The 25038-nt window shown below is 47.6% G+C and carries 25 protein-coding genes; 6 read left to right on the top strand and 19 right to left on the bottom strand.

All coding sequences use genetic code 11. The annotated features are described in order from the left end of the window. Position 1 precedes the first annotated feature (1 nt). Together sdhD and sdhC are read right to left on the bottom strand one after the other, a co-directional pair. Positions 2 to 349, bottom strand: a complete 348-nt coding sequence (sdhD, locus tag AC27IB_RS07155) for a succinate dehydrogenase, hydrophobic membrane anchor protein (RefSeq protein WP_296048957.1) — start codon at positions 347 to 349, stop codon at positions 2 to 4. Beyond that, entirely contained in the window at positions 343 to 717 is a 375-nt protein-coding gene (gene sdhC, locus AC27IB_RS07150; RefSeq protein WP_296048955.1) for a succinate dehydrogenase, cytochrome b556 subunit, read from the bottom strand. Before sdhC ends, sdhD begins: the two co-directional genes overlap by 7 nt. A 431-nt stretch (positions 718 to 1148) precedes the next feature. On the opposite strand from sdhC, the gene gltA reads away from it, so the two are divergent. Together gltA and AC27IB_RS07140 are read left to right on the top strand one after the other, a co-directional pair. Further along, positions 1149 to 2426, top strand: coding sequence for a citrate synthase (gene gltA / locus AC27IB_RS07145; protein WP_296048953.1), 1278 nt, complete (start codon positions 1149 to 1151; stop codon positions 2424 to 2426). A 228-nt stretch (positions 2427 to 2654) separates the two neighbouring features. Beyond that, on the top strand, positions 2655 to 3074 hold the full coding sequence (locus tag AC27IB_RS07140) for a DUF3429 domain-containing protein (RefSeq protein ID WP_296048952.1): 420 nt from the start codon (positions 2655 to 2657) through the stop codon (positions 3072 to 3074). 80 nt (positions 3075 to 3154) lie between these two features. On the opposite strand, the gene AC27IB_RS07135 is transcribed toward AC27IB_RS07140, so the two are convergent. The 5 genes from AC27IB_RS07135 to lhgO all read right to left on the bottom strand — a co-directional run bounded on the left by AC27IB_RS07135 (position 3155) and on the right by lhgO (position 9316). Then, entirely contained in the window at positions 3155 to 4612 is a 1458-nt protein-coding gene (locus AC27IB_RS07135; protein WP_296048950.1) for a phosphohexomutase domain-containing protein, read from the bottom strand. A 17-nt stretch (positions 4613 to 4629) separates the two neighbouring features. After that, a complete protein-coding gene (locus tag AC27IB_RS07130) occupies positions 4630 to 6042 on the bottom strand; it encodes a mannose-1-phosphate guanylyltransferase/mannose-6-phosphate isomerase (RefSeq protein ID WP_487119905.1) in 1413 nt (470 codons plus the stop codon). A 201-nt stretch (positions 6043 to 6243) separates the two neighbouring features. Further along, the gene (locus tag AC27IB_RS07125; protein WP_487119903.1) at positions 6244 to 7077 is read right to left on the bottom strand and encodes a pirin family protein; all 834 of its coding nucleotides are present in this window, start codon (positions 7075 to 7077) and stop codon (positions 6244 to 6246) included. Positions 7078 to 7084: 7 nt separating this feature from the next. Then, positions 7085 to 8017, bottom strand: coding sequence for a glutathione S-transferase family protein (locus AC27IB_RS07120; protein WP_296048944.1), 933 nt, complete (start codon positions 8015 to 8017; stop codon positions 7085 to 7087). Between the two features lie 96 nt (positions 8018 to 8113). Beyond that, the gene (lhgO, locus tag AC27IB_RS07115; protein WP_487119901.1) at positions 8114 to 9316 is read right to left on the bottom strand and encodes an L-2-hydroxyglutarate oxidase; all 1203 of its coding nucleotides are present in this window, start codon (positions 9314 to 9316) and stop codon (positions 8114 to 8116) included. A gap of 80 nt (positions 9317 to 9396) precedes the next feature. Between lhgO and tcdA the strand changes: the two genes are divergently transcribed. Then, the gene (tcdA, locus tag AC27IB_RS07110; RefSeq protein ID WP_296048942.1) at positions 9397 to 10170 is read left to right on the top strand and encodes a tRNA cyclic N6-threonylcarbamoyladenosine(37) synthase TcdA; all 774 of its coding nucleotides are present in this window, start codon (positions 9397 to 9399) and stop codon (positions 10168 to 10170) included. Positions 10171 to 10398: 228 nt separating this feature from the next. Next, positions 10399 to 10806: a hypothetical protein gene (locus AC27IB_RS07105; protein WP_296048940.1), complete on the top strand. Its 408-nt coding sequence runs from the start codon at positions 10399 to 10401 to the stop codon at positions 10804 to 10806. Position 10807: 1 nt separating this feature from the next. On the opposite strand, the gene AC27IB_RS07100 is transcribed toward AC27IB_RS07105, so the two are convergent. Continuing rightward, on the bottom strand, positions 10808 to 11296 hold the full coding sequence (locus tag AC27IB_RS07100; protein WP_296048938.1) for a DUF2919 family protein: 489 nt from the start codon (positions 11294 to 11296) through the stop codon (positions 10808 to 10810). 345 nt (positions 11297 to 11641) lie between these two features. Here AC27IB_RS07100 and rimO point away from each other — a divergent pair, with 345 nt between their 5' ends. Continuing rightward, positions 11642 to 13087, top strand: a complete 1446-nt coding sequence (rimO, locus tag AC27IB_RS07095; protein ID WP_487119898.1) for a 30S ribosomal protein S12 methylthiotransferase RimO — start codon at positions 11642 to 11644, stop codon at positions 13085 to 13087. Between the two features lie 18 nt (positions 13088 to 13105). Here the strand turns inward: rimO and AC27IB_RS07090 are convergent, their stop codons facing one another. The 6 genes from AC27IB_RS07090 to AC27IB_RS07065 form a co-directional block, all read right to left on the bottom strand. Beyond that, on the bottom strand, positions 13106 to 13765 hold the full coding sequence (locus AC27IB_RS07090) for an SDR family oxidoreductase (protein WP_487119896.1): 660 nt from the start codon (positions 13763 to 13765) through the stop codon (positions 13106 to 13108). A 26-nt stretch (positions 13766 to 13791) separates the two neighbouring features. Continuing rightward, positions 13792 to 14559: a 3-deoxy-manno-octulosonate cytidylyltransferase gene (gene kdsB, locus AC27IB_RS07085; RefSeq protein ID WP_296048933.1), complete on the bottom strand. Its 768-nt coding sequence runs from the start codon at positions 14557 to 14559 to the stop codon at positions 13792 to 13794. 8 nt (positions 14560 to 14567) lie between these two features. Next, a complete protein-coding gene (locus AC27IB_RS07080; protein WP_487119893.1) occupies positions 14568 to 14774 on the bottom strand; it encodes a Trm112 family protein in 207 nt (68 codons plus the stop codon). 23 nt (positions 14775 to 14797) lie between these two features. Beyond that, entirely contained in the window at positions 14798 to 15790 is a 993-nt protein-coding gene (gene lpxK, locus AC27IB_RS07075; protein ID WP_487119891.1) for a tetraacyldisaccharide 4'-kinase, read from the bottom strand. A gap of 2 nt (positions 15791 to 15792) precedes the next feature. Further along, positions 15793 to 17535, bottom strand: a complete 1743-nt coding sequence (gene msbA / locus AC27IB_RS07070) for a lipid A export permease/ATP-binding protein MsbA (protein ID WP_487119889.1) — start codon at positions 17533 to 17535, stop codon at positions 15793 to 15795. Between the two features lie 119 nt (positions 17536 to 17654). Then, positions 17655 to 19994, bottom strand: coding sequence for a DNA internalization-related competence protein ComEC/Rec2 (locus tag AC27IB_RS07065; protein WP_487119887.1), 2340 nt, complete (start codon positions 19992 to 19994; stop codon positions 17655 to 17657). A 35-nt stretch (positions 19995 to 20029) separates the two neighbouring features. Here AC27IB_RS07065 and AC27IB_RS07060 point away from each other — a divergent pair, with 35 nt between their 5' ends. Further along, entirely contained in the window at positions 20030 to 20563 is a 534-nt protein-coding gene (locus tag AC27IB_RS07060; protein ID WP_296048923.1) for a DUF2062 domain-containing protein, read from the top strand. A gap of 229 nt (positions 20564 to 20792) precedes the next feature. On the opposite strand, the gene AC27IB_RS07055 is transcribed toward AC27IB_RS07060, so the two are convergent. The 5 genes from AC27IB_RS07055 to ligA all read right to left on the bottom strand — a co-directional run bounded on the left by AC27IB_RS07055 (position 20793) and on the right by ligA (position 25035). Beyond that, positions 20793 to 21074 (bottom strand): hypothetical protein, encoded by a 282-nt coding sequence (locus tag AC27IB_RS07055; protein ID WP_487119885.1) that lies wholly within the window; start codon positions 21072 to 21074, stop codon positions 20793 to 20795. 123 nt (positions 21075 to 21197) lie between these two features. Further along, positions 21198 to 21815 carry a hypothetical protein gene (locus AC27IB_RS07050; protein ID WP_487119883.1) on the bottom strand — a complete coding sequence of 206 codons (618 nt, stop codon included), beginning with the start codon at positions 21813 to 21815 and terminating at the stop codon, positions 21198 to 21200. Positions 21816 to 21888: 73 nt separating this feature from the next. Beyond that, positions 21889 to 22347: a hypothetical protein gene (locus AC27IB_RS07045; protein ID WP_487119881.1), complete on the bottom strand. Its 459-nt coding sequence runs from the start codon at positions 22345 to 22347 to the stop codon at positions 21889 to 21891. Positions 22348 to 22467: 120 nt separating this feature from the next. After that, a complete protein-coding gene (locus AC27IB_RS07040) occupies positions 22468 to 22836 on the bottom strand; it encodes a hypothetical protein (RefSeq protein WP_487119879.1) in 369 nt (122 codons plus the stop codon). Between the two features lie 165 nt (positions 22837 to 23001). Next, positions 23002 to 25035, bottom strand: coding sequence for an NAD-dependent DNA ligase LigA (ligA, locus tag AC27IB_RS07035; protein ID WP_487119877.1), 2034 nt, complete (start codon positions 25033 to 25035; stop codon positions 23002 to 23004). Positions 25036 to 25038: the final 3 nt, after the last annotated feature.

The raw sequence follows: 25038 nt of genomic DNA, 5'->3' as shown, positions 1-25038 counted from the left end.
TTTACACTCCCCACAAAACAAACAAACCAGCGGCCACGTAAACAAACGCGATGATATTCAGTACATACTGAATAGTAGCGCGCAGACCGGTTGGCTTAACATAATCGGTTAGCACCTGCCACAGACCAATGCGAACATGGATCATGATGGAAACCAATGCAGCGAGGGTGAATACTTTCATCGCTATGCCAGAGAATAGCCCCTGCCATACGTCAAAGGTAATTTCTTCAGTAGTGATAAAAAATCCGGCCATGAAGAATGTATAGACTGCGATAATGACCGCAGTTGCACGTAAAGAGACGTAATCCTGTACACCATTACGCTTGATGCTTGCCTGATTAGTTACCATAACGCAACCCCTATAACTACTGTCAGTACCACCCACAAACCCATAACAACTTGCGCGCTTAAGTTACCAGACTCAAGCTCTTCCCAGTGACCCATATCCATTATACCGTGACGGATACCGCCAAGGATGTGGTAGGTCAGCGCAGAAGCTGTACCGATTGCAATGATCTTTCCAATCAATCCATCCATTAAAGCCTGCACATTGGCGAAGCCTTCTGGAGATGATACCGAAACGGCCCATGCCCAGATCACAAACAGCAGCGCAAAAAACATTGCGACACCGGTTACGCGATGGAGAATTGACGAAATAGCAGAGGGAGGAAATTTAATGGTGTTAAGGTCTAAATTTACTGGTCTTTGCTTTTTCACAATTTTTGCCTGTTTTATCCGTAGGGACAAATCACTCTCGTGTTGAGTCCTGACAGAGTGATTCTGATTGTTACTAAGTTAAATTTCTCATCCAATGAGGTGTTAACATTTTGTGAATATTTTATTACTTAATTAACAGAATAAATATTCAGCCAATTTAAGTAGGCCAGAGTATATCCACGACCTATTATAATTACAATTTTTTGTGTGGTATTAGGACATTAGTCTTAGGTCGTAGAAACGATAAAAACGCTTGATCCCGGGTACTACATAACCAGTATAATCTCAGACAATCTAGAATATTTATGTGTAATATAAGTAATAAAATTGACTTGTTACTGCATAATAAAGTACAAATACGCCACTTTTCCCACCGGATTGCTCAAAATTGAGTAACATCCCGATAAAGAAAATTCTGAGGAGAGCAACTTATGGCAGATCAAAAAGCCATTCTGAAAGCGGGCGACAAGGAAATCGAGCTTCCTATCTTGTCTGGAACTGCAGGCCAAGATGTGATTGATATTCGTGCCCTTGGTAAACACGGCTATTTCACCTACGACCCTGGTTTCCTGGCGACTGGATCTTGCGAGTCTTCCATTACATTTATCGACGGCGCAAAAGGTGTACTGTTACACCGCGGCTTCCCAATCGACGAACTGGCACGTGATGCCAATTATCTGGAAGTTTGTCACATGTTGCTGCACGGTGATGCACCCAACAAAGACGAATACGAAGAATTCGAAAACACTATCAAACGCCACACCATGGTGCACGAACAAATTCACATGTTCTTCCACGGCTTCCGTAACGATGCACACCCTATGGCCATGCTTAATGGTACAGTTGGCGCAATGTCTTCGTTCTATCACAGTGACCTGGACGTTTCTAATTTCGACATGCGTGTTCGCTGCGCCCACCGTCTGATTGCCAAAATGCCGACGTTGGTTGCCATGTGTTACAAGTACAACATTGGTCAGCCATTTGTTTATCCGCGTAACGACCTGAGCTATGCGGCTAACTTCCTGAACATGATGTTCTCTGTGCCAGCTGAAGACTATAAAATCAGCCCTGCTGTAGAACGTGCAATGGACCGCATTTTTACTCTGCATGCTGACCACGAGCAAAACGCATCAACCTCTACCGTTCGTTTGGCCGGTTCTTCTGGGGCAAACCCTTATGCGTGTATCGCAGCGGGTGTTGCGTCACTATGGGGCCCTGCTCACGGTGGTGCTAACGAAGCGTGTCTGCAAATGCTGGAAGAAATCGGTTCAGTAGACCGTATTCCTGAGTTCATTGACCGCGCTAAAGACAAGAACGACTCGTTCCGTCTGATGGGCTTTGGTCACCGTGTTTACAAAAACCACGACCCACGTGCAACCGTAATGCGTGAAAGCTGCCACGAAGTACTTAAAGAGCTGGATGTTCAGGATCCACTGCTTGACGTAGCGATGGAACTGGAGCGTATTGCACTGGAAGACCCGTACTTTGCAGAGAAGAAACTGTTCCCGAACGTTGATTTCTACTCTGGTATCGTACTGAAAGCAATCGGTATTCCAACGAATATGTTTACCTGTATCTTTGCCCTGTCTCGTACCGTTGGCTGGATTTCACACTGGCATGAAATGATGTCTGATCCTGCCCAAAAGATTGGTCGTCCTCGTCAGTTATATACTGGTCACACTCAGCGTAAATATACGCCAATTAAATAACGTTAATTTAATTGTAAAATATAAAGGCTCGCATTGCGGGCCTTTTTTATTACTAAATAAGCACTTAACTTTTTATTAACTTTTAAAATTACATTTAAGTTACACTTATTAAGAAAATGAATTTAAATAGAATGGAATAACAATCGATTACTGATTTAATAATCCACCAGTTATAAATTTTCGTAATAATGTTTAAATATTTATTATAAGTAAGGTATCACCCAAACCATGCAGCCCCTTATAAAACAATTAGGTTACGCCGGCTTACTGCCCTTTATCGGTCTGAATGCACTAACGTTTACCGATGTGTTGCCGCAATCACTGATATACCTTTACTTCACTCAGTACTCAGCAGTGCTGCTCTCTTTTTTTGGTGGTGTGCACTGGTACGATGCTATCAGCAGCAATAAACCTGCGCACCAAATGTATGTCGCCATGTTACCCACCATTGTGGGATGGATATGTTTAACTCAAACCGGGGCACCATGGGTATTAGGCGTGTTGAGCATTAGCTACCTGCTCATGATGTTTTACGACAAACAGGTACTCACGCTACCAAAAGAAATGGTTGTGGCTTACACCAAACTGCGTATGCAGTTAACCACCGTGGTTGTGTTATCGCATGCTCTGATGATTTTCAGCCGCTAAGAGCCAACTTGTTAAGCCTCTGAAAATAAAAACACCAGCCGAAGCTGGTGTTTTTTATTGAATAGTTAATACTGTCTTGCTTATTCGGCTCTGATTAAGTCCAGCAGTTCTTTGGTTTTTTCTTCAACCAAAGCAATATCACCTTTAGATTCAACATTCAGCCGGATCACCGGTTCGGTATTAGATTTACGTAAATTAAACCGCCATGTACCGAATTCCAGGCCGATACCATCCGTCTCGTCAATGACTTCTGCCAGCGGCTGATATTTATCCAGCACTCTTGCTAATGCCGCATCGGCATCTTTTAACTTACTGTTAATTTCACCTGACGACGGAAAAGCTTCTATACGCTCTTTTACCATGGATGCCAGAGACTGCTGACGTGTACAAATAAGCTCAGCGACTAGCAACCAGGGGATCATGCCTGAATCACAGTAGGCAAAATCCCTGAAATAATGGTGCGCGCTCATTTCACCGCCATATACGGCATCTTCAAGACGCATACGCTCTTTAATGAACGCATGGCCTGTTTTACATTTAATCGGCGTACCGCCGGATGATTTAATGATGTCTTCACTGTTCCAGTAAACACGCGGGTCATAAATAATTTTGCTCGGCCCTTTATTTAAAAATGCCTGCGCCAATAACCCTACGATGTAATACCCTTCAATGAAATTCCCATCCGCATCAAACAGGAAGCAGCGATCGAAATCACCATCCCAGGCAATACCAAAATCAGCGCCACTTTCAATTACGGCATTGGCCGTATCGGCTCGATTCTCGGGCAGTAACGGATTAGGGATACCATTGGGGAATGTACCATCAGCATTATGATGTACTTTCACAAATTCAATCGGCACGTCTTTATCGTGCAGTTTTTTCTCAATGGCATCCAACGCCAGACCGGCTGCTCCGTTACCAGCGTTAGTCACTATCTTAAGCGGGGTAAAGTTGTTGATATCCACATAAGACAGAATATGTGACACGTAGGCATCCATATTCAAATGACGATGGTATTTACCGCTTTCAGCTAAAATGTCGGTAGCGATATGTGCTTTACCATTGAAAAAGGCATCAGCATCAATTTTGGCACCTTTAGCATAAAAATCGATACGTTCAGTAACGTAGCCACTGTCTAGCGCTTCGGCGCGATCTTTAATTGCGTTAAGACCCGTATCACCACTGATAGGTACCGAGCCAGCTTTTACCAGCTTCATACCGTTGTAATTAATCGGGTTATGGCTGGCGGTGACTTCAATGCCCCCATCCACGCCAAGGTGTTTGGTAGCAAAGTAGATTTCTTCGGTACCGGCCATGCCAATATCCGTTACGTCTGCGCCACCGTCAATTAAACCAGCACTTAAGGCCAGTTTTAATGGCGTTGAGGTCAGGCGCACATCGCCGCCAACCACAACAGATTTGGCTGATAACTCTTCTGCAAAAGCGTAACCAATCCGGTAAGCGACTTCTTCGTTAAGCTGAGAATTTAACTCACCCCGGATATCATAGGCTTTAAAACAGGTAATAGGTGTTGTCATAGTGGTCATTACTCAGCTTATTTAGATTCGGTTCTGCCGTAGCGATCGGAAAAACGCACAATATCATCTTCGCCCAGATACGCACCAGATTGTACCTCAATAAGTTCCAGCGGGATTTTACCCGGGTTTTCCAGCGCATGAACATCACCAATCGGTATGTACACCGATTCATTTTCGGTAACCAGCTGGGTTTTCTCGCCGATGGTGACATTGGCCGTACCCGATACCACAATCCAGTGTTCAGCGCGGTGGTGATGCATTTGTACCGACAGTTTTTCACCTGGCTTAACGGTAATGCGCTTAACCTGGAAACGTTTGCCATTATCGATGGAATCGTAACTGCCCCAGGGACGGAAGACTTCGCGATGGAACTGAAATTCAGGACGTTTTTCAGCCTTTAACTTGTTCACGACATTTTTAATGTCCTGCACTTTGTTTTTATTGGCCACCATGACGGCATCTTTGGTTTCAACCACCACCACATCATCAAGACCAACAACCGCTATTAAACGTTCCTCGGCATTGATATAACTGTTATTTACGCCTTCCAGAATGGCATCGCCTACAATCACGTTACCATTTTCGTCTTTATTATCTGCCGTTTCCCACAATGAAGACCAACTGCCCACATCTGACCAGCCGGCATCCAGCGGTACCATGGCAGCCAGTGCGGTTTTTTCCATTACAGCGTAATCAATGGAGTCGTCCGGACAGGTAGCAAAAATATCCGGATCGATGCGGATAAAATCTAAATCTTTGCTTTCTGATGCAATAGCCTGCTCACAAATAGAGTACATTTCTGGTGCATGCTTTTTCAGTTCGTCTAAATACACGCTGGCTTTAAACATAAACATGCCGCTATTCCAGAAATAGTTTCCGGAGTCTACATACTGTTGCGCAGTAGCCAGATCAGGCTTTTCAACAAATTCATCTACCTTCATGCCTACACCAATGGCTTCACCGCCTTTAATGTAACCATATCCGGTGAGCGCCTGATCCGGCACAATACCGAAAGTCACCAGGTTACCCTCCATCGCCAGTTCATTAGCTTTAGCGACAGCGGCCTGGAAGCCGGCAGAATCTTTAATCAGGTGATCGGCGGCCAGCACCAACAATACCGGATCGTCATCGGTTTGAAGCGCATGCAGCGCGGCCAGTGCGATAGCGGGGGCTGTGTTACGGCCAACAGGCTCAAGAATGATACCGCCATGTTCGCCGCCCATTTGACGTAACTGCTCTGCCACTAAAAAGCGGTGCGCGTCGTTACAAATGACAATGGGGTGTGCGGCACTGCTGCCGTCAAGGCGCTGCAGCGTTTCCTGCAACATGGTTTGATCAGAAGTTAAAGCGAGAAACTGCTTAGGCAAGGCTGCTCGGGATTTTGGCCATAAACGGCTGCCAGAGCCACCGGCTAATACGACTGGTTTCATTTTGGTTCCTGTTGATTACGGGCGCGACTAACAAGCAGTGTTTACTTGTTTATTCCCTTATTTATTCCTTAATCCATGTTAATCAAGGACTGCAGGGCAATCAACATTCACAGTGTAATTTATCGAAATAAATCATCAGGACCGACAAGTCGACGGGGAAATGGTCATTTTCCCGTCAGTTTTTAACAGGTTTGTCTTATTTCAGTCGGTGAGTTTACCTTGCTGGTAATCCGAAATGGCCTGATGAATTTCCGCCTGGGTATTCATCACAAAAGGCCCATACTGAACAACCGGCTCGCCAATAGGCGCCGCGGCAACCAGAATGGCTTTGCCGCTTTCACCGGTTGCTAATTCGACTTCATCGCCGTCATTCAGCACCGCCAGCTTGCCACCTGCAACAGTTTCGTTGCTGACTTGTAAGGCCCCTTCATAGCAGTAAATAAACGCACTGTGGCCGGCCGGTACCGGTACAGTGGCCATCCCGTTTGCCTGCCAGTGCAGATCAACAAATAAAGGCTTTACTCTGGCCGTGTTGACCGGCCCGCTGACACCATTTAATTCACCTGCCAGTACTTTAGCGGTTATGCCCTGCCCTACAGTCACGGTTGTTACCTCGTCAGGCTGAATATCCTGATAACCCGGTTCAGACAACTTATCTTTGGCAGGCAGATTCACCCACAGCTGAAAGCCTTTCAGCAAGCCATCCGTTTGTTGGGGCATTTCTTCATGAATAATGCCTTTACCGGCGTTCATCCACTGTATTCCACCGTCTTCGATAATACCTTCATTACCTACCGAGTCGCGATGCCGCATTCTGCCCTTGAGCATGTACGTCACGGTTTGAAAGCCGCGGTGAGGATGCGGTGGAAAACCGGCAATGTATTCATCCGGCTTATCAGAACCAAAGAAGTCGAGCATCAGGAACGGATCAAGATTAGGCAACACCCGCTGGCCGATTATTCGAGTTAGACTGACACCTGCACCATCCTGAGTCGGCATCCCACTAACGAGTTGTTTAATTGTTCGGTTTGTCATTATCCGGTTACTTCCATAAAGACAGATCGGGTCCTGCGGGAACCACCTGTGTGGGGTTAATCATTGTATGACTGTAATAATAATGGCGCTTTATATGGTCAATGTTGGTGGTATCCGCAACGCCTGGCATTCGATAAATACGCTTCATGTAATTAAACATTGCCGGGTAATCACGGATTTGTTTACGATTACACTTAAAATGGCCGTGGTACACGGCGTCAAACCGCACTAAAGTGGTAAACAATCGAATGTCGGCCTCTGTGAGCGTGCTGCCAATCAGAAAAGGCTGTTTCTCAAGACGTGCTTCAACCCGGTCGAGTGCAGCAAATAGCGCATTAACCGCTTCTTCATACACCTTCTGTTCGGTGGCAAAGCCCGCTTTGTAGACACCATTATTAATATCGTTATAAACCCATTCGTTTACCGCATCAATCTCTGGCTGTAATGCTTCAGGATAAAAGTCGCTGTGGTTGCCGGTAATAGCATTAAAGCGCTGATTGAGAATACGGATGATTTCAGCCGACTCATTGTTAACAATTTTTTCGGTTTTTTTATCCCACAGAACCGGCACCGTTACGCGGGTGGTTATATCAGATTGCTGGCGCAAATAGATCTCATACATATACTGATGACCATACAGTGTGTCACCGGTACTGCCCTTATGGGGTAAAAAGCTCCAGCCTTTATCGAGCATTTCAGGGTTGACGACTGAGACACCAATATGTGAATTCAGCGATTTAAGCTCTCGCATGATAAGCGCCCGGTGCGCCCACGGACAAGCCAGCGATACATATAAATGATAGCGACCACTCTCGGCCTTAAATTCACCGTCTTCATCGATGGTATTTCGGAACAATGAATCCTGACGCTGAAAACGCCCACCGCTCTTATCAGTGTCATACCATTTATCGTGCCATTTGCCGTCTATTAACAAGCCCATGATGCTCTCCCGTTTAAAATAAAATTTGACGCGCTAAGTGGAACACACATCTGTCTAAACGGCTTAACGGAACATTTGGATTGATTGTTCTATGTTTTAGAACAGTCGGTTAATTATCTCATCAGCAATGGGAAGTGCGCTGGTTGCCGCCGGCGACGGCGCATTGCCAACGTGTAACGCATGGGCAGATTCAACAAACTTAAAATCATGCACAAGCAAGCCGTTTCTATCGACGGCCTGGGCACGAATACCGGCGCGATAAGGTAAAAAGTCGGCCGCTGTGATGCCGGGGCAATAACGACTCACCAGCCTGGCGTAGTGTGATTTCGATAATGAAGAATAGAGTTCTTTAACTGCCGCTTTTTTATAGCGCCATAGTAACTTCCACACATCACCGTGAGCAAAAAGGTGCAACCATTCAGCATCAGTACTCAATAAACGGTTGTAGGCTTCGCGCCCGGTGGTCAGAACCGCGTTGGGTCCAACGGTGGTATATCCGCCGATCATCCGGGTCAAATGCACGCCTAAAAACGGCATGGCGGGATCCGGCACCGGATAAATTAAGTGTTGGGTGATATCATTATAGTGGCTGTTTAAGCGGTAATATTCCCCTTTAAACGGCAACATTCTGAAGTCACACTTAAGGCCCTGCCGGCGGATCAGTTCATCGGCGTAAATCCCGGCACAATTAATGAGCTTAGCGGCTTTTACCTCGCTTTCACCCTGAGGATGGCTGAACCGCAACAAGGTACCGTCAGGTAATTCATTTATAGTCTTAAGCGAGTGCTGATAGTGGATCTGGCAGCGTCCATGATGTTGCGCCTGCTGCAATAAACACTGGGTAATAGCTTTATAATCGGTAATGCCTGTTTGCTTCACAAAGAAGCCGCCTACCGCATTAATTGCAGGTTCACGGCGTTGTATTTCAGCTGCGGTTAAACGTTGCGGGTTAAGCGCATTTTGTTGGCATCGCTCAAATAACGCATCGAGTGCCGACAGTTCATGTTGACCGGTGGCTACAATCAGTTTTCCGCACCGTTCATGGGGTAAATCAAACTGTTCGCACAACTCAAAAGTGTGTTCCAGCCCCTGCCGACAAAAGCGTGCCTTGTAACTACCAGGCTCATAATAGACGCCGGCGTGAATCACGCCTGAATTACGCCCGGTCTGATGACGGGCACAGTCGGCTTCTTTGTCGAACACCAGTATACGTGCGCCGGGTTGGCGCTGGCTCAGTTTATACGCCACGGCTGCACCAATGATACCGGCTCCAACAATGGCAAAATCACATTCAGACATGGGGATTCTATTGAAAAATGCTAAACTCACCCCGATAGTACCCGTCCCATTATTAACATCAACCAAAAAAAGGGTCTGAAATGTTTGATTCACAACGTTTTGGCGGTGTAGCCCGATTGTATGGCGAGCAGCAAACCTCGCACATTGCCGGGCTGCACATTGCCGTTATTGGTATTGGCGGCGTTGGCTCGTGGAGTGCTGAGGCGCTGGCAAGAACCGGCGTGGGTCAAATTACGCTGATAGACCTGGACGATATTTGCGTTACCAATACCAACCGTCAGATCCATGCCCTCAATGATACCGTTGGCCAGGCCAAGGTTGCAGTAATGGCAGAGCGTATCAGTCAAATCAATCCGGCGTGCAAAGTGAATGTTATCGAGGATTTTGTCACGCCGGATACCGTGATGGAACACCTTACAGGAGACTACGATGGCGTCATTGAGGCCACCGATTCTATAAAAGCCAAGGCGAGTATTCTGTACTATTGTAAGCGCAATAAACTCCCTGTCGTCACCGTTGGCGGCGCAGGTGGTCAGATAGACCCGACCCAGATAACCTGTGCCGATCTGGCCAGAACTATTCAGGATCCGCTGGCGGCAAAACTGCGCAACGAATTGCGCCGGAATTACGGGTTTAGTAAGAACCCGAAACGACGGTTTGGAATAGAGTGTATTTATTCCACTGAACAACTTCGCTACCCTCAGCCGGACGGCTCGGTTTGCCATAATAAATCACTCACCGATGGCAGTACGCGACTGGATTGTACTTCAGGCTTTGGCGCGTCAGTGATGGTTACCGCGTCCTTTGGTATGTTCGCTGCTGCGCGACTAATCAATAAGTTAGCCGGTATTTAACCTCAACACAGCTCGACATTTCACGCGGGCTCGCGCACAATGATACCAATTCGCATAGGAGATTGCCCTCTCAGAGCGGAACAAAACGACTTAAATCTGAGACATAGGAAATTTATGTCCAGAGCAATCAAGACAGATATAAGGCGTTTTGGCCACTCCCTTTGGACACGGCTGGCAGGCTGAGAGAGTAAACTCCTATGCGGATTGGGATAAAAAAGGAGAGCCATTATGCAACAACACGAATTAGAAAAACTGATGGCAGACAGCGCGAAAGACGCTGTAGGTACCAGTCGGGACATGTTTAACATTGAGTTAGACTATAGCGCTGACAGTATTGAGCTGATTGACAGCCTGATACTGGCCTTTATCGACCGCTTCAAAGACCAGGCTTTAGAAGACAATGCGGTATTCACACTGTGCAATATCTATGGTGCTTACATCGGTGAGGTCATGCGCAGTCTCATAGGTGGCACCTGGCGTTATGACGAGAGCGACAAATCAGCGCCCTACGTAGTGCTGGATGTCGGCGAATACTCATACGCCTTTGCCGGCATTTGTTATGAGCGATTGGTCAATGACAGTCAGGTAAGTGTGAAAGCCTATTTCGATCAAGCGCTGGCCAACAACACCCAGTAGGTTACGCCGTTTCTGCGTCTTTGTCTGGCGGTTGACGCCAGTCATGCAGCATTATCGCCAGGTGGTTACTGCGGTTTACCATATAGATAAACGCTATCAACAGTAACGCCACCGCCCCAAGGTACCCATTAAACTGCCATCCGGCACGCCCCAAAAAACTGCCAATCAACAGTAGCTGCCCCGCGCAACCAAGGCTACACAGCGGTTTAATGGTTAAACGCCACCGTGTATACCCCCGCTTCCAGAGATGCTCTCTGAAACTCATCACTATGAGCGCCAGCAGAAATGGCAAAGTCACCACGATTTGCAACCACAATACGTCACTGTGCGGAAAGAAAATACGATAAAGCCTGTCAGACTCTGCGGGGATGGCAGTAAACGCCGAAACCAGTAACAGATCGCGACATGCTAACGCCAGCATCCAGTACAACCATTTCGGCGGTAACACTGTACCGGCTTCATCATAGTGCTTTAAGGGTAAAGGGATCATAAAACATCTTTTTGCTGCTGATTAAAACCACTATTGGGTAACTACCGGTCCTCTGCTGATGAAGCAAATAGTGGCCTGATGACTTAAATAAAAATCGGGGCCGGTATTTGCAGCAGTTTATCACAGCCAGTAGCAGGCCCAGAATGAATATTACCGGTCAGTAGCGATCGGCAATACCTTTACCTCTGTTAGCAGCCAAAGTACCCGGCCCCCTATGGCTATGCTGGTTTAGCGTGTAACCGTTAAAGCCTCAGAAAGATCCTCACAGCTGGATGAATTCAACATTCTTTTTGGGTATAATCTGCGCCCTTTTGAAATCGCCGTCGCTAACCATCAGAGTTCACTATGACCGTTGAAAAATTTGACCCGAAACAAACCACCACACTGGAAGGACCTAAAGCGGTGTTAAAGCAGCAATCACAGATGAATACCGGCTCTGACACAGCGCCGGCAAAAATCGGTTTTGTGAGCCTCGGCTGCCCCAAAAACCTGGTGGATTCAGAGCGAATTCTTACTCAGTTGCGCACTGAGGGATACGAAGTGGTACCCACTTATAACGATGCCGCTTTGGTGATTGTTAACACCTGTGGTTTTATCGACGCGGCGGTACAGGAGTCTTTGGATACCATTGGCGAGGCCCTGGCGGAAAACGGTAAAGTGATTGTTACCGGGTGTCTGGGTATCAAAGAGAATGAAATTCGTGAAGTACACCCTAATGTGTTGGCGATAACCGGCCCTCATGCCTACGAGGAAGTGGTTAATCAGGTTCATGATCACCTGCCCAAACCGCAGCATAATCCATTTGAACATCTTATTCCCGATCACGGTATTAAGTTAACGCCCCGTCATTTTGCCTACCTGAAAATATCCGAAGGCTGCAACCATCGCTGTACCTTCTGTATTATTCCTTCTATGCGTGGCGATTTAGTGAGTCGACCCATTGGCGAAATTCTCGATGAGGCGCAACGGTTAAAAAATGCCGGCGTTAACGAATTACTGGTGATCTCTCAGGATACTAGTGCCTACGGTGTGGATGTTAAGCATCGCACAGGGTTCTGGAACGGTATGCCGGTGAAAACTCACCTGCAACAATTATGTGAAAAGCTCGGCGAAATGGGCATGTGGGTAAGGCTGCATTATGTCTACCCTTACCCTCATGTAGACAATCTTATTCCGCTGATGAACGAAGGTAAGATCCTGCCGTATCTGGATATTCCTTTTCAACATGCCAACAAGCGCATCCTGAAATTAATGAAGCGTCCGGGCAGTTCAGAACGCACTCTTGAACGTATTAAGCAGTGGCGTGAAGCCTGCCCGCAACTGATTATTCGCTCTACGTTTATCGTTGGCTTTCCCGGCGAAACGGAAGAAGAATTTGAGGAATTACTCGACTTTATGCGGGAAGCACAACTCGACCGGGTGGGTTGTTTTGCTTACTCGCCGGTTGAAGGGGCGGTGGCCAACGACCTGCCCGAGCCGGTGGATGAAGACGTTAAACAAGAACGTCTGGCCCGCTTTATGGCGGTTCAGGGAGAAATCAGTGCGGCGCGTCTTAAACAGCGCATTGGTCAGGAATACCAGGTGGTTATTGATTCTGTCGATGCCGAAGGTGCAGTGGGTCGATGCTATGCTGATGCGCCTGAAGTGGATGGCGTTGTACATTTGAACGGCGTTTATGACTTGCAACCCGGTGAACATGTTTGGGCTGAGGTGATTCATACCGATGAGCATGATATGTGGGCAGTGTTGTCTGAGGAACAGGACGAATCGGATGACGAGGCGGCGGAATAATCCGCCCCGGCTTCCCGCTCACCAGGGTAAAACATCCCCTTTGGCATGAATAAATCGCCCGGCATTAGCGGTGGTTAGCTCACCGATTCGGGCAACCAGACTGGCTGCCGCTGTATCGGCATCCACATCACCGTTGCCGCCTACCATCTCGGTTTGCACAAAGCCGGGATGAAATAAGCCGACTGCAATTCCGTCTGCTTTTAAGTCATTTGCCAGCGAAACACCGGCCGCATTCAATGCCGCTTTACTCATACGGTAACCGTAATAACCACCAGAACCGTTATCTGCCATAGAGCCCATTCGGCTGGTGATTAGTGCCACTTTACTGCCTGTTGAAAGCTGTTTTAACAGGCACTGAGTTACCAACAAAGGCCCCATAGCATTTACCCGAAACTGATAATCGATGGTATTGGGCTGCCAGTCGGTTATGGCTTCATTGGCCAGTACCCCGGCATTATTGATCAGAATATCAATGGCGATGTCGTCCAGAGTGGCTAATGCCATAGGAAGACTCTCCGGTACGCCAACGTCCACACCGCTGATCACTTCAGCGCCGGTTGCGTTCAGCGCATCAGAGCTGTTGCGGCACAGGGCATAAACGGTATGGCCAGCATCAAGATACTGCTTAACCAGAGCCAGACCAATGCCTCGGTTAGCGCCGGTAATCACTACATTCATGTTAACTCCTTAATTCATTGTGCAGACTAGAGACCTTCAGGCCTGGCAGACAAACTGGCCAGTAAGGTAGTCAAATCATCCGGCGTATCAATACCCACCGGAGGCTCACTGAGCGCCTCTTCAATATGAATCGCATCGTCATACCACAAGGCTCTGAGCTGTTCGAGGGACTCAATTTGTTCCAACGCTGAAGGTTCATAGCTGACGTACTGGTTAACGTAACTGGCCCGATAGGCATATAAACCGATATGGCGATAATATAAGCCAGGATCGGCACTCACCGGGGCTTGCATCATCGTATCCCGAGCAAAAGGAAGCACCGAACGGGAAAAATAGAGGGCTTTGCCGGTTGCTGAAAAGACCACTTTGACAATGTTAGGATTAAATACATCATCTTCGTGGCTAATTCGGGTACACAATGTAGCCATTTGCATAGCAGGGTTAGCAGCCAGATTAGCCGCCACCTGACGGATATTATCGGCCGGTACAAAAGGCTCGTCGCCCTGCACATTCACAATAATGGTGTCATCGGCAATCTTCTGGCTCTGGATCACTTCAGCAATACGTTCGGTGCCGGATGTATGCGTGGTTGCAGTCATCACCACGGTAGCAAACTGCTCGGCAACACTGGCAATGCGTTCATCATCGGTGGCCACAATAACCTTGCTGGCCCCTGCTTCATTGGCTCTGTCAACCACATGCTGCACCATGGGCTTACCCTGAATATTCGCCAGCGGTTTGCCGGGGAAGCGGCTGGACTGATAGCGGGCGGGAATGACAACCGTAAAATCCATGAGCAAGATTATCCTTTTTTCAATGCTTCGAGGGCTTCCAGCGAAATCGCCGTGGCCTTCTCTTCCAGCAATACCGGAATGCCATCGTTAATCGGGTAAACCAGGCGGTCATAACGACACACCAGGCCGGGCTCATTATTGCTCTGTGTGTACATCAATTTTCCTTTGCACACAGGGCAGGCTATTATTTCCAGCAGCTTTTTATCAAATGCCATGGTGTTTCCTTTGTTATATTTTTTCAACGTGCAAGACGCTGAATGAGTTGAGTATAAAAATCTTCCGCCAGCACCGCATCCACCGGCTGATACCAACAGTTATCATGGGCGTGCGCCACCGCCTTTACTGCGTCTTTTTCGGTCATGATCACACAACCAGACGGAATATCCTGTTGACCGATAGCATGATGATCGGCCAGCGCAAGACAATGATCAAGCCTCACGCCCATCTCTTTTAACTGATTAAAGAAGCGACTGGGATCGCCAATCCCCGCCATGGCGGTTATCTGTGTTTCCTGTTCCAGCTCCACAAGGTCCCGCTGTAACCCGGGCTGCAGCAGATTAATCAGTTTGCCGGGCTGCAAAGACATTTGAAACGGTGTTGGCAAGTTGCTGATCTCAGGTAACTCAACTGCCTCGCCAGGCTGATTTAAAATTAAGAAATCAATGGTATTAAGACGCCATAGCCCTTCGCGCAGCGGTCCCATAGGCAACAATTGCTGATTACCAAACAAGCGCCGGTCAGCCACCACACATTCCACATCCCGGCCCAGTGCATAATGCTGTAAGCCATCGTCACTGATGAGCACTGTACAGCCTTGTTCTACCAGTTGCTGTGCTGCCCGGGGGCGGTTGGGATCAATAACCACTGGTACCCCAGTGCGCCGGGCAATCAATAAAGGTTCGTCGCCAACCAGGGGGGCTGAATCATTTACGCTAACCTGATGAGGAAATTCGCTGGTCTGAGCGCCATAACCCCGGCTTACCACACCGACTTTATAGCCGGCTCGCTGAAGCCTCTCGCACAGCGCCACAACCAATGGTGTTTTGCCATTACCGCCCACGGATAGATTCCCCACCACGATAACCGGCACCGGCAGTACCACGGTCTTTTTAAGGCCCAGCCGGAACAGTTGTCGTCGTAATGCTGATAACAAAAAAAACAGCGCCGTAAGGGGTAACAACAACCATTGATACCAGCGCCCTTCGTACCACATGCGGTTAAGCGCTGACATCACTACTCTCCAAATTGCAGCGCGTGTAACTGTGCATAAGCACCGCCCTTGTTGAGTAGGTCCTGATGCTTGCCCTGTTCGATAATTCTCCCCTGGTCGATCACCAGGATCTGATCGGCATTTTCAATAGTGGATAACCGGTGGGCAATAATAATACTGGTGCGATCCTGTTGTAGCGTCACCAGGGCGTCCTGAATCATACGCTCCGATTCAGTATCCAGCGCCGAGGTTGCTTCATCGAGAATTAACACCGGCGCATCCAGCAGCAATGCTCTGGCGATGGCCACGCGCTGACGCTGTCCGCCAGACAGCGCAGAGCCATCCTCACCAATCATGGTATCCAGACCGTCTTCAAGGAGATCGGCAAATTCCATTACATGAGCCAGTTTGGCCGCCTTTTCAATGGCCTCCCGGGAAACGTTTTCGGCCACGCCATACGCAATATTGTTGGCGATGGTATCGTTGAACAAGGTTACCTGCTGGGATACCAGGGCGATATTTTTTCTAAGCTCGGTAAGCTTAAATTCGTTGATATCAGTGTTATCCAGCGTAATGTGCCCGTGCTCTGGCAAATAGAACCGGGTGAGTAAGTTCGACATCGTTGACTTGCCGCTACCAGAACGGCCCACCAGCGCAATACTGGTGCCGGCAGGCGCCACAAGGCTCATGCTGTTTATGGCGGGAGTATGCTTCCCCGGATAGGTAAAGGTGACATCATTAAACCGGATGTCGCCGTTGATTTTATCTGCATTCAGCACGCCGGAGTCTTTCTCGATGTCTTCATCCAATACAGCAAAAATGCTCTGACAGGCGGCCATGCCTTTTTGAAATTCACTATTCACCGTGGTCAGCTGTTTTAAAGGTTTAAGCAGCATCACCATATAAAATACAATAGTGACAAAAGTCCCGGCGGTTAATTCAGCCAGCATACCTGGCGTGCTGGCTATATAGAGCACGACAGCCAGGGCAACAGAAGCGATTACCTGAATACTTGAAACGCTGAGCGTCTGCGTAACGGCCAGTTTCATGGTTTGCTGTCGATTGGTGTTATTTTTTTTGGCAAAGCGATCCTGCTCTTTCTGCTGACCACCAAACATCAGTACCACTTTGTGGCCTTTAACTACCTGCTCTACCGCACTGGTAAGGTTGCCCATGGATTTCTGGATATTGCGACTGACCGTACGGAAACGTTTGGTAACGAATGTAACAATCACCGCCACAACCGGGCCAACAAACAAAAACACCAGCGATAGCTGCCAGGACAGATAAAACATCCAGGCCAAAATACCAATAACCAGCGCCCCTTCTCGCACCAGGATTGCCAGTGATTTACCTGCCGCCCGGGCCACCTGATCGGTGTCATAAATCACCTTTGAAATCAGATTTCCTTTGGCTTGCTGATCGTGGAAGCCCACCGGCAAATGAATATATTTACTAAACAGTTGCTGACGCATAGTCATCACTACCTGAGCGCCAATCCAGCTCAGTGCGTAACTGCCCATAAAGTTAAAAATGCCACGCAGAATAAAGACCGGCACCACCAGGTAAGCAGCCATGCGCAAATACCCGTAATCCTGATTATTCAGGGAACGGTCAATCACGGGCTGAACCTGTGAGATCACAAAGGTGTCGAGAGCCGAGTAACCCACCATACCGATAAAGGCCATAATAAAGGCAAATTTGTAGGCTTTCAGGTAGTTAAAAAACCGTTTTACCGGCAGAGCTTGATCGTCATTCTGTTGCATAGTTCACTGTTTACTATCAAAAACGGCGCCATTGTACCTGCTATACCCATGACACACCAAAATTATCGGCTTGTGTTGGCGAAACCGATTTATTCAATTCGCTTTTATTTATGGGCAGTTTAATCGTTTACAAACGTTTTATGGTACCAGGCGCTATCTTTGCTCAGTCGATAGGCTGCATAGTTTACGCCGCCGGGGCTGATTTCAAACCGTAAATAACCGCTCTGACTGATCAACAATGACTGGCTACCGGCGCTGTCGTAGCGCCGAGTGACTGTCTCATGGGGGAATCCCCAACGATTAAGCCAACCCTGAGAAAACACCACAAATTGCGGCTTTACCTGTTCGATAAAGGCAGTAGATGATGAGGTTTTACTGCCATGATGGGGCGCCACTAAAATCGTCGAAGCGAGCTGAGAAGACGCTTCAGGCAGATTAAGTAAGGCCTGCTCTGCCATTTGCTCAATGTCTCCAGGCAATAACACGCTGTAATGGCCGTCGGAAATTTTTAACACGCAGGACCCATTGTTATCAGACAAAGTATTACTGAATTCGGGCGCGGGCCATAAAGCTTGCAGTTGCAGTGTCTGAAACTGCCAGGTAGCGCCTTTTACACAGTAATCCCGGGGAGTAAGAATAGGGAGCTGAGGGTACTCAGCATGAATATAATTTAGCCCGCCGGCATGGTCGTTATCAAAGTGACTGACAACCACTTTTACCAGCTCAAGGCGGCCCGCGTTTAAAAAGGGCTGAATTACGGCCTCAACGTAATTAAAACCGGAAGAAAACGAAGCGCCGGTATCAATTAAAACGGCCTTACCATGATGACTGATAAGGGTAGCGTTACCCTGCCCCACATCGAAAAAATGCACCTGCCACGAAGTCGACGTTGATGATGGCTGAAAATACGTCATTGAGCAGCTGATAAAAAGGACTGCCAACAGACAAAGACGCCCCTTACAAGGCGGTATCAGAACCAGCACTATGGCCAGCGTTACGCCAGCCAGCAGACCCCCTGTAGACACCGTAACTGCTGAATAGTCTCCAATGTAACCGGCAATAAACTGAAGTTGTTGCATCAGGCACTCAATTACTGTTCCACAGCTGGACAGCAGCGCCGTTGTCAGCCACATATCCACAGGAAAAAGAATGAGCAGGAATAGCCCCACCAGACATAGCGGGATCACCAGCAACGACATCACAGGCACAATCAGTAAATTCATCAGCGGTGAAATCAGGCTCGCCTGACCAAGTAATGCCCCGACCAGAGGACCCATTAAGACACTAAGCATTACCTGTAACAACACTATCGCAAGAATGGCATTAAACTGACGAGCTGACCTGTTCCACCACCAATGAAACCAGACAATAATGGCAACCGCGCTAATACTGAGATACAGGGCAGCGCCATAAACCGACATGGGGGCCAGGATTATACTGACCGTTAGGGTCAGCAACACCACTGTAAGCCGTGATAATCGACGTTGAAAAAGATACACAACCGCCACTATCAACAGCGAGCAATAAGCCCGCATTACCGCTATTTGCCAGTTGGCCAGATAGGCATAGAAGCCGCAGGTGCCAAGCAACAAAAGAGACAGGGCTAACACTAAGTTCGCCGGTAACGGTAGCGACAACCAGGCCGCGAAAGCCACACAGCCTCTTGCAACAATCAATACTGCACCTGCCACAATCATTAAATGCAGGCCTGAGATAGCAAACAGATGGGCGGTGCCCGTTTGTTGTAACAGTTGCCAGTCCTTATCGGAAAAGCCCTCCCGTTCACCAAACAGCAGCGCCCGTAACCATTTTTCTCCGGGTAGCTGCAAAGCGATGATGCGGGCTTTTAGAATCCCACGGACAGAAGTGTCAGGCTCAACCAACGCTATGGCCTGATCCCGAACGTAGCCGGTTTTTACGATACGCTGGCTTACATACCAACGCTGCATATCAAATCCTGCCGGATTTGCACTGGCCCTGGCCGGTTTAATTTTTGCTCTGGCCTGTATTCGTTGGCCGGTACCAAACACAGCACGCGGTCGATAATAGTTTAATTGCACAGCCCACACAGGATCCCAGACCTCCTGATCGACCGTTACCGCAGTCAGGAGCATCCGATCATAGTCGGCATAACGCTGATAACCGACAATTCGTCCCTCAATTATGACATCTTGTTGAATTTCGCCGCCATGCTGTTGCCACATCAGGTATGATTGCCCTAAACTCGACGCCACAGAAAGACCGGCACTTGTACCAATGATCGCCGCGCCAAAAAAGCATAACGGTTTTTGTAATCGTTTTGCGTTACAATGCACTACGCTGACGATCACTGTGGTCATTAATGCAAAAACAGCCAGCCAGAACTGCCAGCCGATGTTAGGCAGTACCGGCCACCATCGGGCTGAAATCACTGCGCCACAAAATGCTGTCGCAGCCGTAGGTAAAATGCTTCCGTTCACCAGTGACTCTGTTTAGAGAAAAGATTGTTAGAGATATGCCGAAGAAGTTTATAAAACGTTACTTACCCGATCCGCATTCGATAAAACAAAATCGGGCGTTAAAAATCTTTGGCAGCATTCTGCATGAGCCTAATTTATGGCACCTGAATCGTAAATCTGCCTCCGGGGCATTTGGTATAGGACTGTTTTTCGCGTTTTGGCCGGTGCCCTTTCAAATGTGGCTGTCTGCGGCAACCGCTATTCCCTGTCGGGTAAATTTGCCACTTTCCATTGCTACCGTTTGGATAACCAACCCCTTCACCATGCCTCCCATATTCTATGGGGCTTATCTGATTGGCTCTACTGTCCTTGGGACCAAGTCTGAAGCCTTCCACTTTGAACCCACCTGGGAATGGGTGATGAACTCATTATCCACTATCGGACCGGCATTTTTACTGGGCTGTGGGATCTGTTCGGTGGTATTTGGTTTAACCGGATACTATACGCTGAACTGGTTATGGCGCTTCTCGGTTCGCAAAGCCTGGCAACTACGTAAAGAAAAACGCCGCCAGGCAAAGCAAAGCCAGTAACAAAAAAAGCTTTAACGTTTCATCCTACGGTATGCCCCAAATACGACGGTATGTGGACAAAGTGGGAGTAATGTAAAAAGCAGGCAAAATCGCGCGAAACAGTTCAGCTCTCACGTTTGTAGCCCAGTTCGCGCCGAGGACGACTTGATTTGCTGATCAGGTTCTCGCTTTTCACCTACTGATTTGAATCATTAAAAAACCAGCTGATAATAAGATAAAACAACCATAACTACTTTTTGCTTCTCTTTGGCTTTGGACGCCAAAAAACGGGCTTCCTAACTAACACTGGCTTTTGAAATTTAACCATAGCTGTTATTAAATAATAGAGAGTCAGAAGTAACCAAACAGCGATTTCAGCTAAAAATATGAAAAGTATGAGGAATAAGTCAAGAGCGCTCAGAGTCTGGCCTGCAGCCACAAAGAACCCGGCAATAAATTCCACTATGAAAGTCATAGCAGCAGCTAATGCATCTAAAACGATCATAAATAAAGAAACAACGGCTTCTATCATAAATTATCACTTTTCGTATAACGCCTGCATTACCGGCAACTAGTTGTAATTTAAAATACCAAGCGATGCACGAGGAGCCTAGAGTTTGTACCAGCGGCCACGCGAGTGTCCTAATTTGTTTCGTTATTTAGCACCGCGAAAAAGATTGACGCTTTTAATCTTATACACATATTCGGGCTCATTAACATAATTCATAGCCCTGTCCCAAAGCGGGTTAGTGCGATCGGATAGGTCTTTTTCCAGCGCTTTTATAGCAGCAGGAGCATCGTCACGAAAAAAGCCTTTACATCCTTTATTTTTATCGTAGCTAACACCAGTAATTCTGAAATTTAACGGAGATACTTTTTTTAACTTTTGCTGCTCTATATCTAGGTGTGATGTTTCCCAAGTTATTGCTCTAACCATCATAATATAAGTGCGTTCATCAAACTTTCCATTGACGGTAAACTCGGCTTTTAGTGGATACTTTGGCTTTAATCTTCGTTTGAACAACCCACCATTAACATAACGAAAATGTAATTCATTCTCTGACATCTCGTACTGACGACTATCTGTAATATCAACCCAATGCCCCTGGGCCTTTCGAAGATGTTTTTTTACAAAAAGCACAGCCCATGCTTCCGTTGTTGCTGCATATTCTCGATATTTATTTATTAATTTCTTGTCCATCAGATGAAGCCTAATTTTCCATTGTGGTACATAACGCGAAGCTAATGGGCAGTATTGCAGCACTTTAATCACGAAGTCCCCTACGTTACTTTCGCCGTGACCGCGGGGGAAGCTATTAAGCGCCTTGTTGTGCGCATTTGCGATGTTAGCTACAACAACCTGTATCCATGTGTATTTGAGTAATTACACCTGACCTGTAAAAAGACTCAATGAACAAATCACCTTCAAAGGAATGATAACCGAATTCAAATTCATCCTCTGATTTGCAAGTTAGCGTTTTAAGGAAGAATTTTGAATGAACATCTTTACCATCTTTGAGGGTAATATGATTACGGGCATTTTCTATAAACTGAGGCCCAATTAATGATGCCAATATTTCGGGCGCGTTTGCTAACTTCTTGAATGCAGCCAAAGCGTTTGAACTAGGACCACTACAATCACCTTCAATAGCACCGAAACTGAATTTTTTTGGTAACAGAGCAACCGGACTTTCAGTTTCCCAATAAGAATCTACTTGATCTCCAAAATAGCTGAAAGTCCCTAACCCATCCAAACGTATGGTTTTAGGTTTAGAAGATCCAAATAAATTTCTAAAACCAAACATGTGTGAACTCCGATGAACAAAGTATAGGGCCAATTGCACGTGGCCTATCATTTGGCGCGAAGGGACTGATGAGCCTACGTGTTCCGGAATCAGGACCACCTGCAGCTTTAAATTATAAGCTTATCCCCAAAAACCAAGGTACATTATTACACTGCCAGCTAAAAGCGAGAACATACCTATAGGACGAAACCACTTACCAATTTTCGCTGTTAATATTGCAAAACGTTTATGCTGGCTGGAGCCAATCAGAACTAGAAAAATACTCGTGAAGCATAGCACCATACCTAGTACTAAAAATAACAATGGATAGCTAGAATGCTTTGACTGCCAAATGAATAATAGACCAACGATAAAACGACTCGTTATTTCAAAACTGTGAAACCAAGATTTATTGCTGAATTGTGAAATGCCATTTGCAAAGACCATGGGCTTAAAAAGCATGATGCCGCCCAAAGTAAACATACCAAAACCAAATAAGATTAATAACATTCAAACTTTCCGTGGTTTGTAACACCCGCATAAAGAGCAAAAACACGATGCTACAATCGGCATGAATTGACACAGCCTGAAGGAGACTTTAATGCTCAGTAACAGTCCTATTGTTCGTACAAACCGTATCGCTAAAAAACAGCCGGACTGGGTCCGGCTGGTGATTTATGCTAAGCCGTTATCCGTCAGAAACGCCATTAAACGTTCTTCATCCCACACTTCCACATCGAGTTCCTGGGCTTTGGCCAGTTTAGATCCCGCTTTTTCACCCGCCACCAGGAAGTCGGTTTTTGCTGATACGCTACCGGCCACCTTGGCACCCGCCTGCTGTAGTAATGCCTTCACATCATTACGTGACATTTGACTCAGCGTGCCGGTGACTACGCAGGTTTTGCCATCGAGCACCAGGTCTTTTTCGTCTGGTGCTTCAATCTCCGGCCAGTTTAATCCCGCATTTAACAATCCTTCGAGCACCTCAGTGTTGTGTGACTCGCTAAAGAAATTAAATACATGCTCAGCGACCACGACCCCCACATCCTGTACTGCCTGCAAATCATCGAGGCTCGCGCTTTGGATGGCTGCTAAGGTTTGGAAGTGCAGTGCCAGGTTAGTGGCAGTGGTTTCCCCTACCTCACGGATCCCCAGTGCATACAAAAATTTTGGTAATGTGGTCTGCTTCGCGCTGTGAATGGCCTTTAATAGATTGGAAGCTGACTTATCCCCCATTCTTTCCAGCTGTGTCAGTTGCCCAAAAGACAGATTGAAAATATCTACTGGCGTTTTTAACAACCCGGCATCCACCAGTTGCTCTATCAGTTTGTCACCCAACCCATCTATATCCAGCGCTTTGCGTGATGCAAAGTGCTTTAACGCCTGTTTACGTTGGGCGGGACAAATTAACCCGCCGGTGCAGCGAGCCACGGCTTCATCGGCCAGTTTCTCTACCTGGGAGTCACACACCGGGCAATGAGCCGGAAACTGAATTTCCCGGGCATCTTCAGGGCGCTTATCAGCTACCACAGACACGACCTGCGGGATCACATCTCCCGCCCGGCGGATAATCACAGTGTCGCCGATACAAACGCCCAGCCGTTCTACTTCATCCTGATTATGTAAGGTTGCGTTAGACACCGTCACACCGCCCACAAATACCGGTTCTAGGCGGGCAACGGGCGTGATCGCACCGGTGCGTCCAACCTGAAACTCCACGTCGAGCAAACGGGTCATCTCTTCCTGCGCAGGAAATTTTTGTGCAATAGCCCAGCGCGGTGCACGGGCTACAAAGCCCAACTGTTGTTGCAGGGCAATATCATCTACCTTAAACACCACGCCATCGATGTCGTAAGCGAGGCCATCACGGCGCGACAGGATTTGCTCGTAATACCCTGCACAACCACTGGCCCCTTTAGTAAAGCCAATATCCGGGCACAAGGGGATCCCCCACTCTGCTAACTGCTTAAGCCGCTCATGATGACTGGCGGGTAAGGTAAAATCGTCCGGCGCTACAACACCCAGCGAGTAGGCATAAAACATTAACGGGCGCTTCGCTGTAATCCGGGAATCCAGTTGGCGTAAACTACCGGCCGCCGCATTACGCGGATTAGCAAATATTTTCAGGCCGGCACTGCGCTGGTTTTCATTGAGCTTTTCAAACCCATCGCGAGGCATAAACACCTCACCACGCACTTCAATTCGTTCTGGCAGCCCCTTGCCCCGTAATTTTAGTGGGACGTTACCAATAGTTCTGACGTTAGCGGTGATGTTTTCACCCACCTGGCCATCGCCCCGGGTGGCTGCGCGAACCAATGTGCCATTTTCGTACAGAATGGATACCGCAAGACCGTCCAGTTTTGGCTCACAGCTGTAGGCAAGCTGGTTATCTGCTCTAAGGCGGTCGAGCAGGCGTTTTTCAAAGGCTTTTAAATCGTCCTCGTCAAAACCGTTGTCTAACGACAACATAGGGACTTCATGAGTCACCTGCTCAAAGGCACCTAGGGGCTCACCGCCCACTTTCTGGCTGGGTGAGTCAGGGGTAATCAGCGCCGGATGCTCGGCCTCCAGCGCCTGCAAGGCTTTCATCTGACGATCGTATTCACTGTCGGGCACACTGGGATCGTCCAGCACGTAGTACTGATAATTATAGTCGTTGATTTTTTCGCGCAAGGCTTCGAGCTGCGCGATGACGGTTTGATCACTCATGGG

The organism is Alteromonas sp. 4NH20-0104, assembly GCF_057547795.1.
The sequence above is the reverse complement of the archived record's forward strand: the minus strand, read 5'-3'. Positions and strand labels throughout refer to the sequence as shown.

What these genes read in the sequence shown, in the direction of transcription:
- rimO (WP_487119898.1), top strand. Translation starts at nt 11,642, where the DNA reads ATGACCGTTGAAAAATTTGACCCGAAACAAACCACCACACTGGAAGGA.
- AC27IB_RS07105 (WP_296048940.1), top strand. Translation starts at nt 10,399, where the DNA reads ATGCAACAACACGAATTAGAAAAACTGATGGCAGACAGCGCGAAAGAC.
- lpxK (WP_487119891.1), bottom strand. Translation starts at nt 15,790, where the DNA reads ATGTCAGCGCTTAACCGCATGTGGTACGAAGGGCGCTGGTATCAATGG.
- AC27IB_RS07130 (WP_487119905.1), bottom strand. Translation starts at nt 6,042, where the DNA reads ATGAAACCAGTCGTATTAGCCGGTGGCTCTGGCAGCCGTTTATGGCCA.
- AC27IB_RS07040 (WP_487119879.1), bottom strand. Translation starts at nt 22,836, where the DNA reads ATGTTATTAATCTTATTTGGTTTTGGTATGTTTACTTTGGGCGGCATC.
- ligA (WP_487119877.1), bottom strand. Translation starts at nt 25,035, where the DNA reads ATGAGTGATCAAACCGTCATCGCGCAGCTCGAAGCCTTGCGCGAAAAA.
- gltA (WP_296048953.1), top strand. Translation starts at nt 1,149, where the DNA reads ATGGCAGATCAAAAAGCCATTCTGAAAGCGGGCGACAAGGAAATCGAG.
- AC27IB_RS07080 (WP_487119893.1), bottom strand. Translation starts at nt 14,774, where the DNA reads ATGGCATTTGATAAAAAGCTGCTGGAAATAATAGCCTGCCCTGTGTGC.
- AC27IB_RS07140 (WP_296048952.1), top strand. Translation starts at nt 2,655, where the DNA reads ATGCAGCCCCTTATAAAACAATTAGGTTACGCCGGCTTACTGCCCTTT.
- AC27IB_RS07100 (WP_296048938.1), bottom strand. Translation starts at nt 11,296, where the DNA reads ATGATCCCTTTACCCTTAAAGCACTATGATGAAGCCGGTACAGTGTTA.
- msbA (WP_487119889.1), bottom strand. Translation starts at nt 17,535, where the DNA reads ATGCAACAGAATGACGATCAAGCTCTGCCGGTAAAACGGTTTTTTAAC.
- kdsB (WP_296048933.1), bottom strand. Translation starts at nt 14,559, where the DNA reads ATGGATTTTACGGTTGTCATTCCCGCCCGCTATCAGTCCAGCCGCTTC.
- AC27IB_RS07125 (WP_487119903.1), bottom strand. Translation starts at nt 7,077, where the DNA reads ATGACAAACCGAACAATTAAACAACTCGTTAGTGGGATGCCGACTCAG.
- AC27IB_RS07060 (WP_296048923.1), top strand. Translation starts at nt 20,030, where the DNA reads ATGCCGAAGAAGTTTATAAAACGTTACTTACCCGATCCGCATTCGATA.
- lhgO (WP_487119901.1), bottom strand. Translation starts at nt 9,316, where the DNA reads ATGTCTGAATGTGATTTTGCCATTGTTGGAGCCGGTATCATTGGTGCA.
- AC27IB_RS07120 (WP_296048944.1), bottom strand. Translation starts at nt 8,017, where the DNA reads ATGGGCTTGTTAATAGACGGCAAATGGCACGATAAATGGTATGACACT.
- AC27IB_RS07045 (WP_487119881.1), bottom strand. Translation starts at nt 22,347, where the DNA reads ATGTTTGGTTTTAGAAATTTATTTGGATCTTCTAAACCTAAAACCATA.
- AC27IB_RS07135 (WP_296048950.1), bottom strand. Translation starts at nt 4,612, where the DNA reads ATGACAACACCTATTACCTGTTTTAAAGCCTATGATATCCGGGGTGAG.
- AC27IB_RS07090 (WP_487119896.1), bottom strand. Translation starts at nt 13,765, where the DNA reads ATGAATGTAGTGATTACCGGCGCTAACCGAGGCATTGGTCTGGCTCTG.
- AC27IB_RS07055 (WP_487119885.1), bottom strand. Translation starts at nt 21,074, where the DNA reads ATGATAGAAGCCGTTGTTTCTTTATTTATGATCGTTTTAGATGCATTA.
- tcdA (WP_296048942.1), top strand. Translation starts at nt 9,397, where the DNA reads ATGTTTGATTCACAACGTTTTGGCGGTGTAGCCCGATTGTATGGCGAG.
- sdhD (WP_296048957.1), bottom strand. Translation starts at nt 349, where the DNA reads ATGGTAACTAATCAGGCAAGCATCAAGCGTAATGGTGTACAGGATTAC.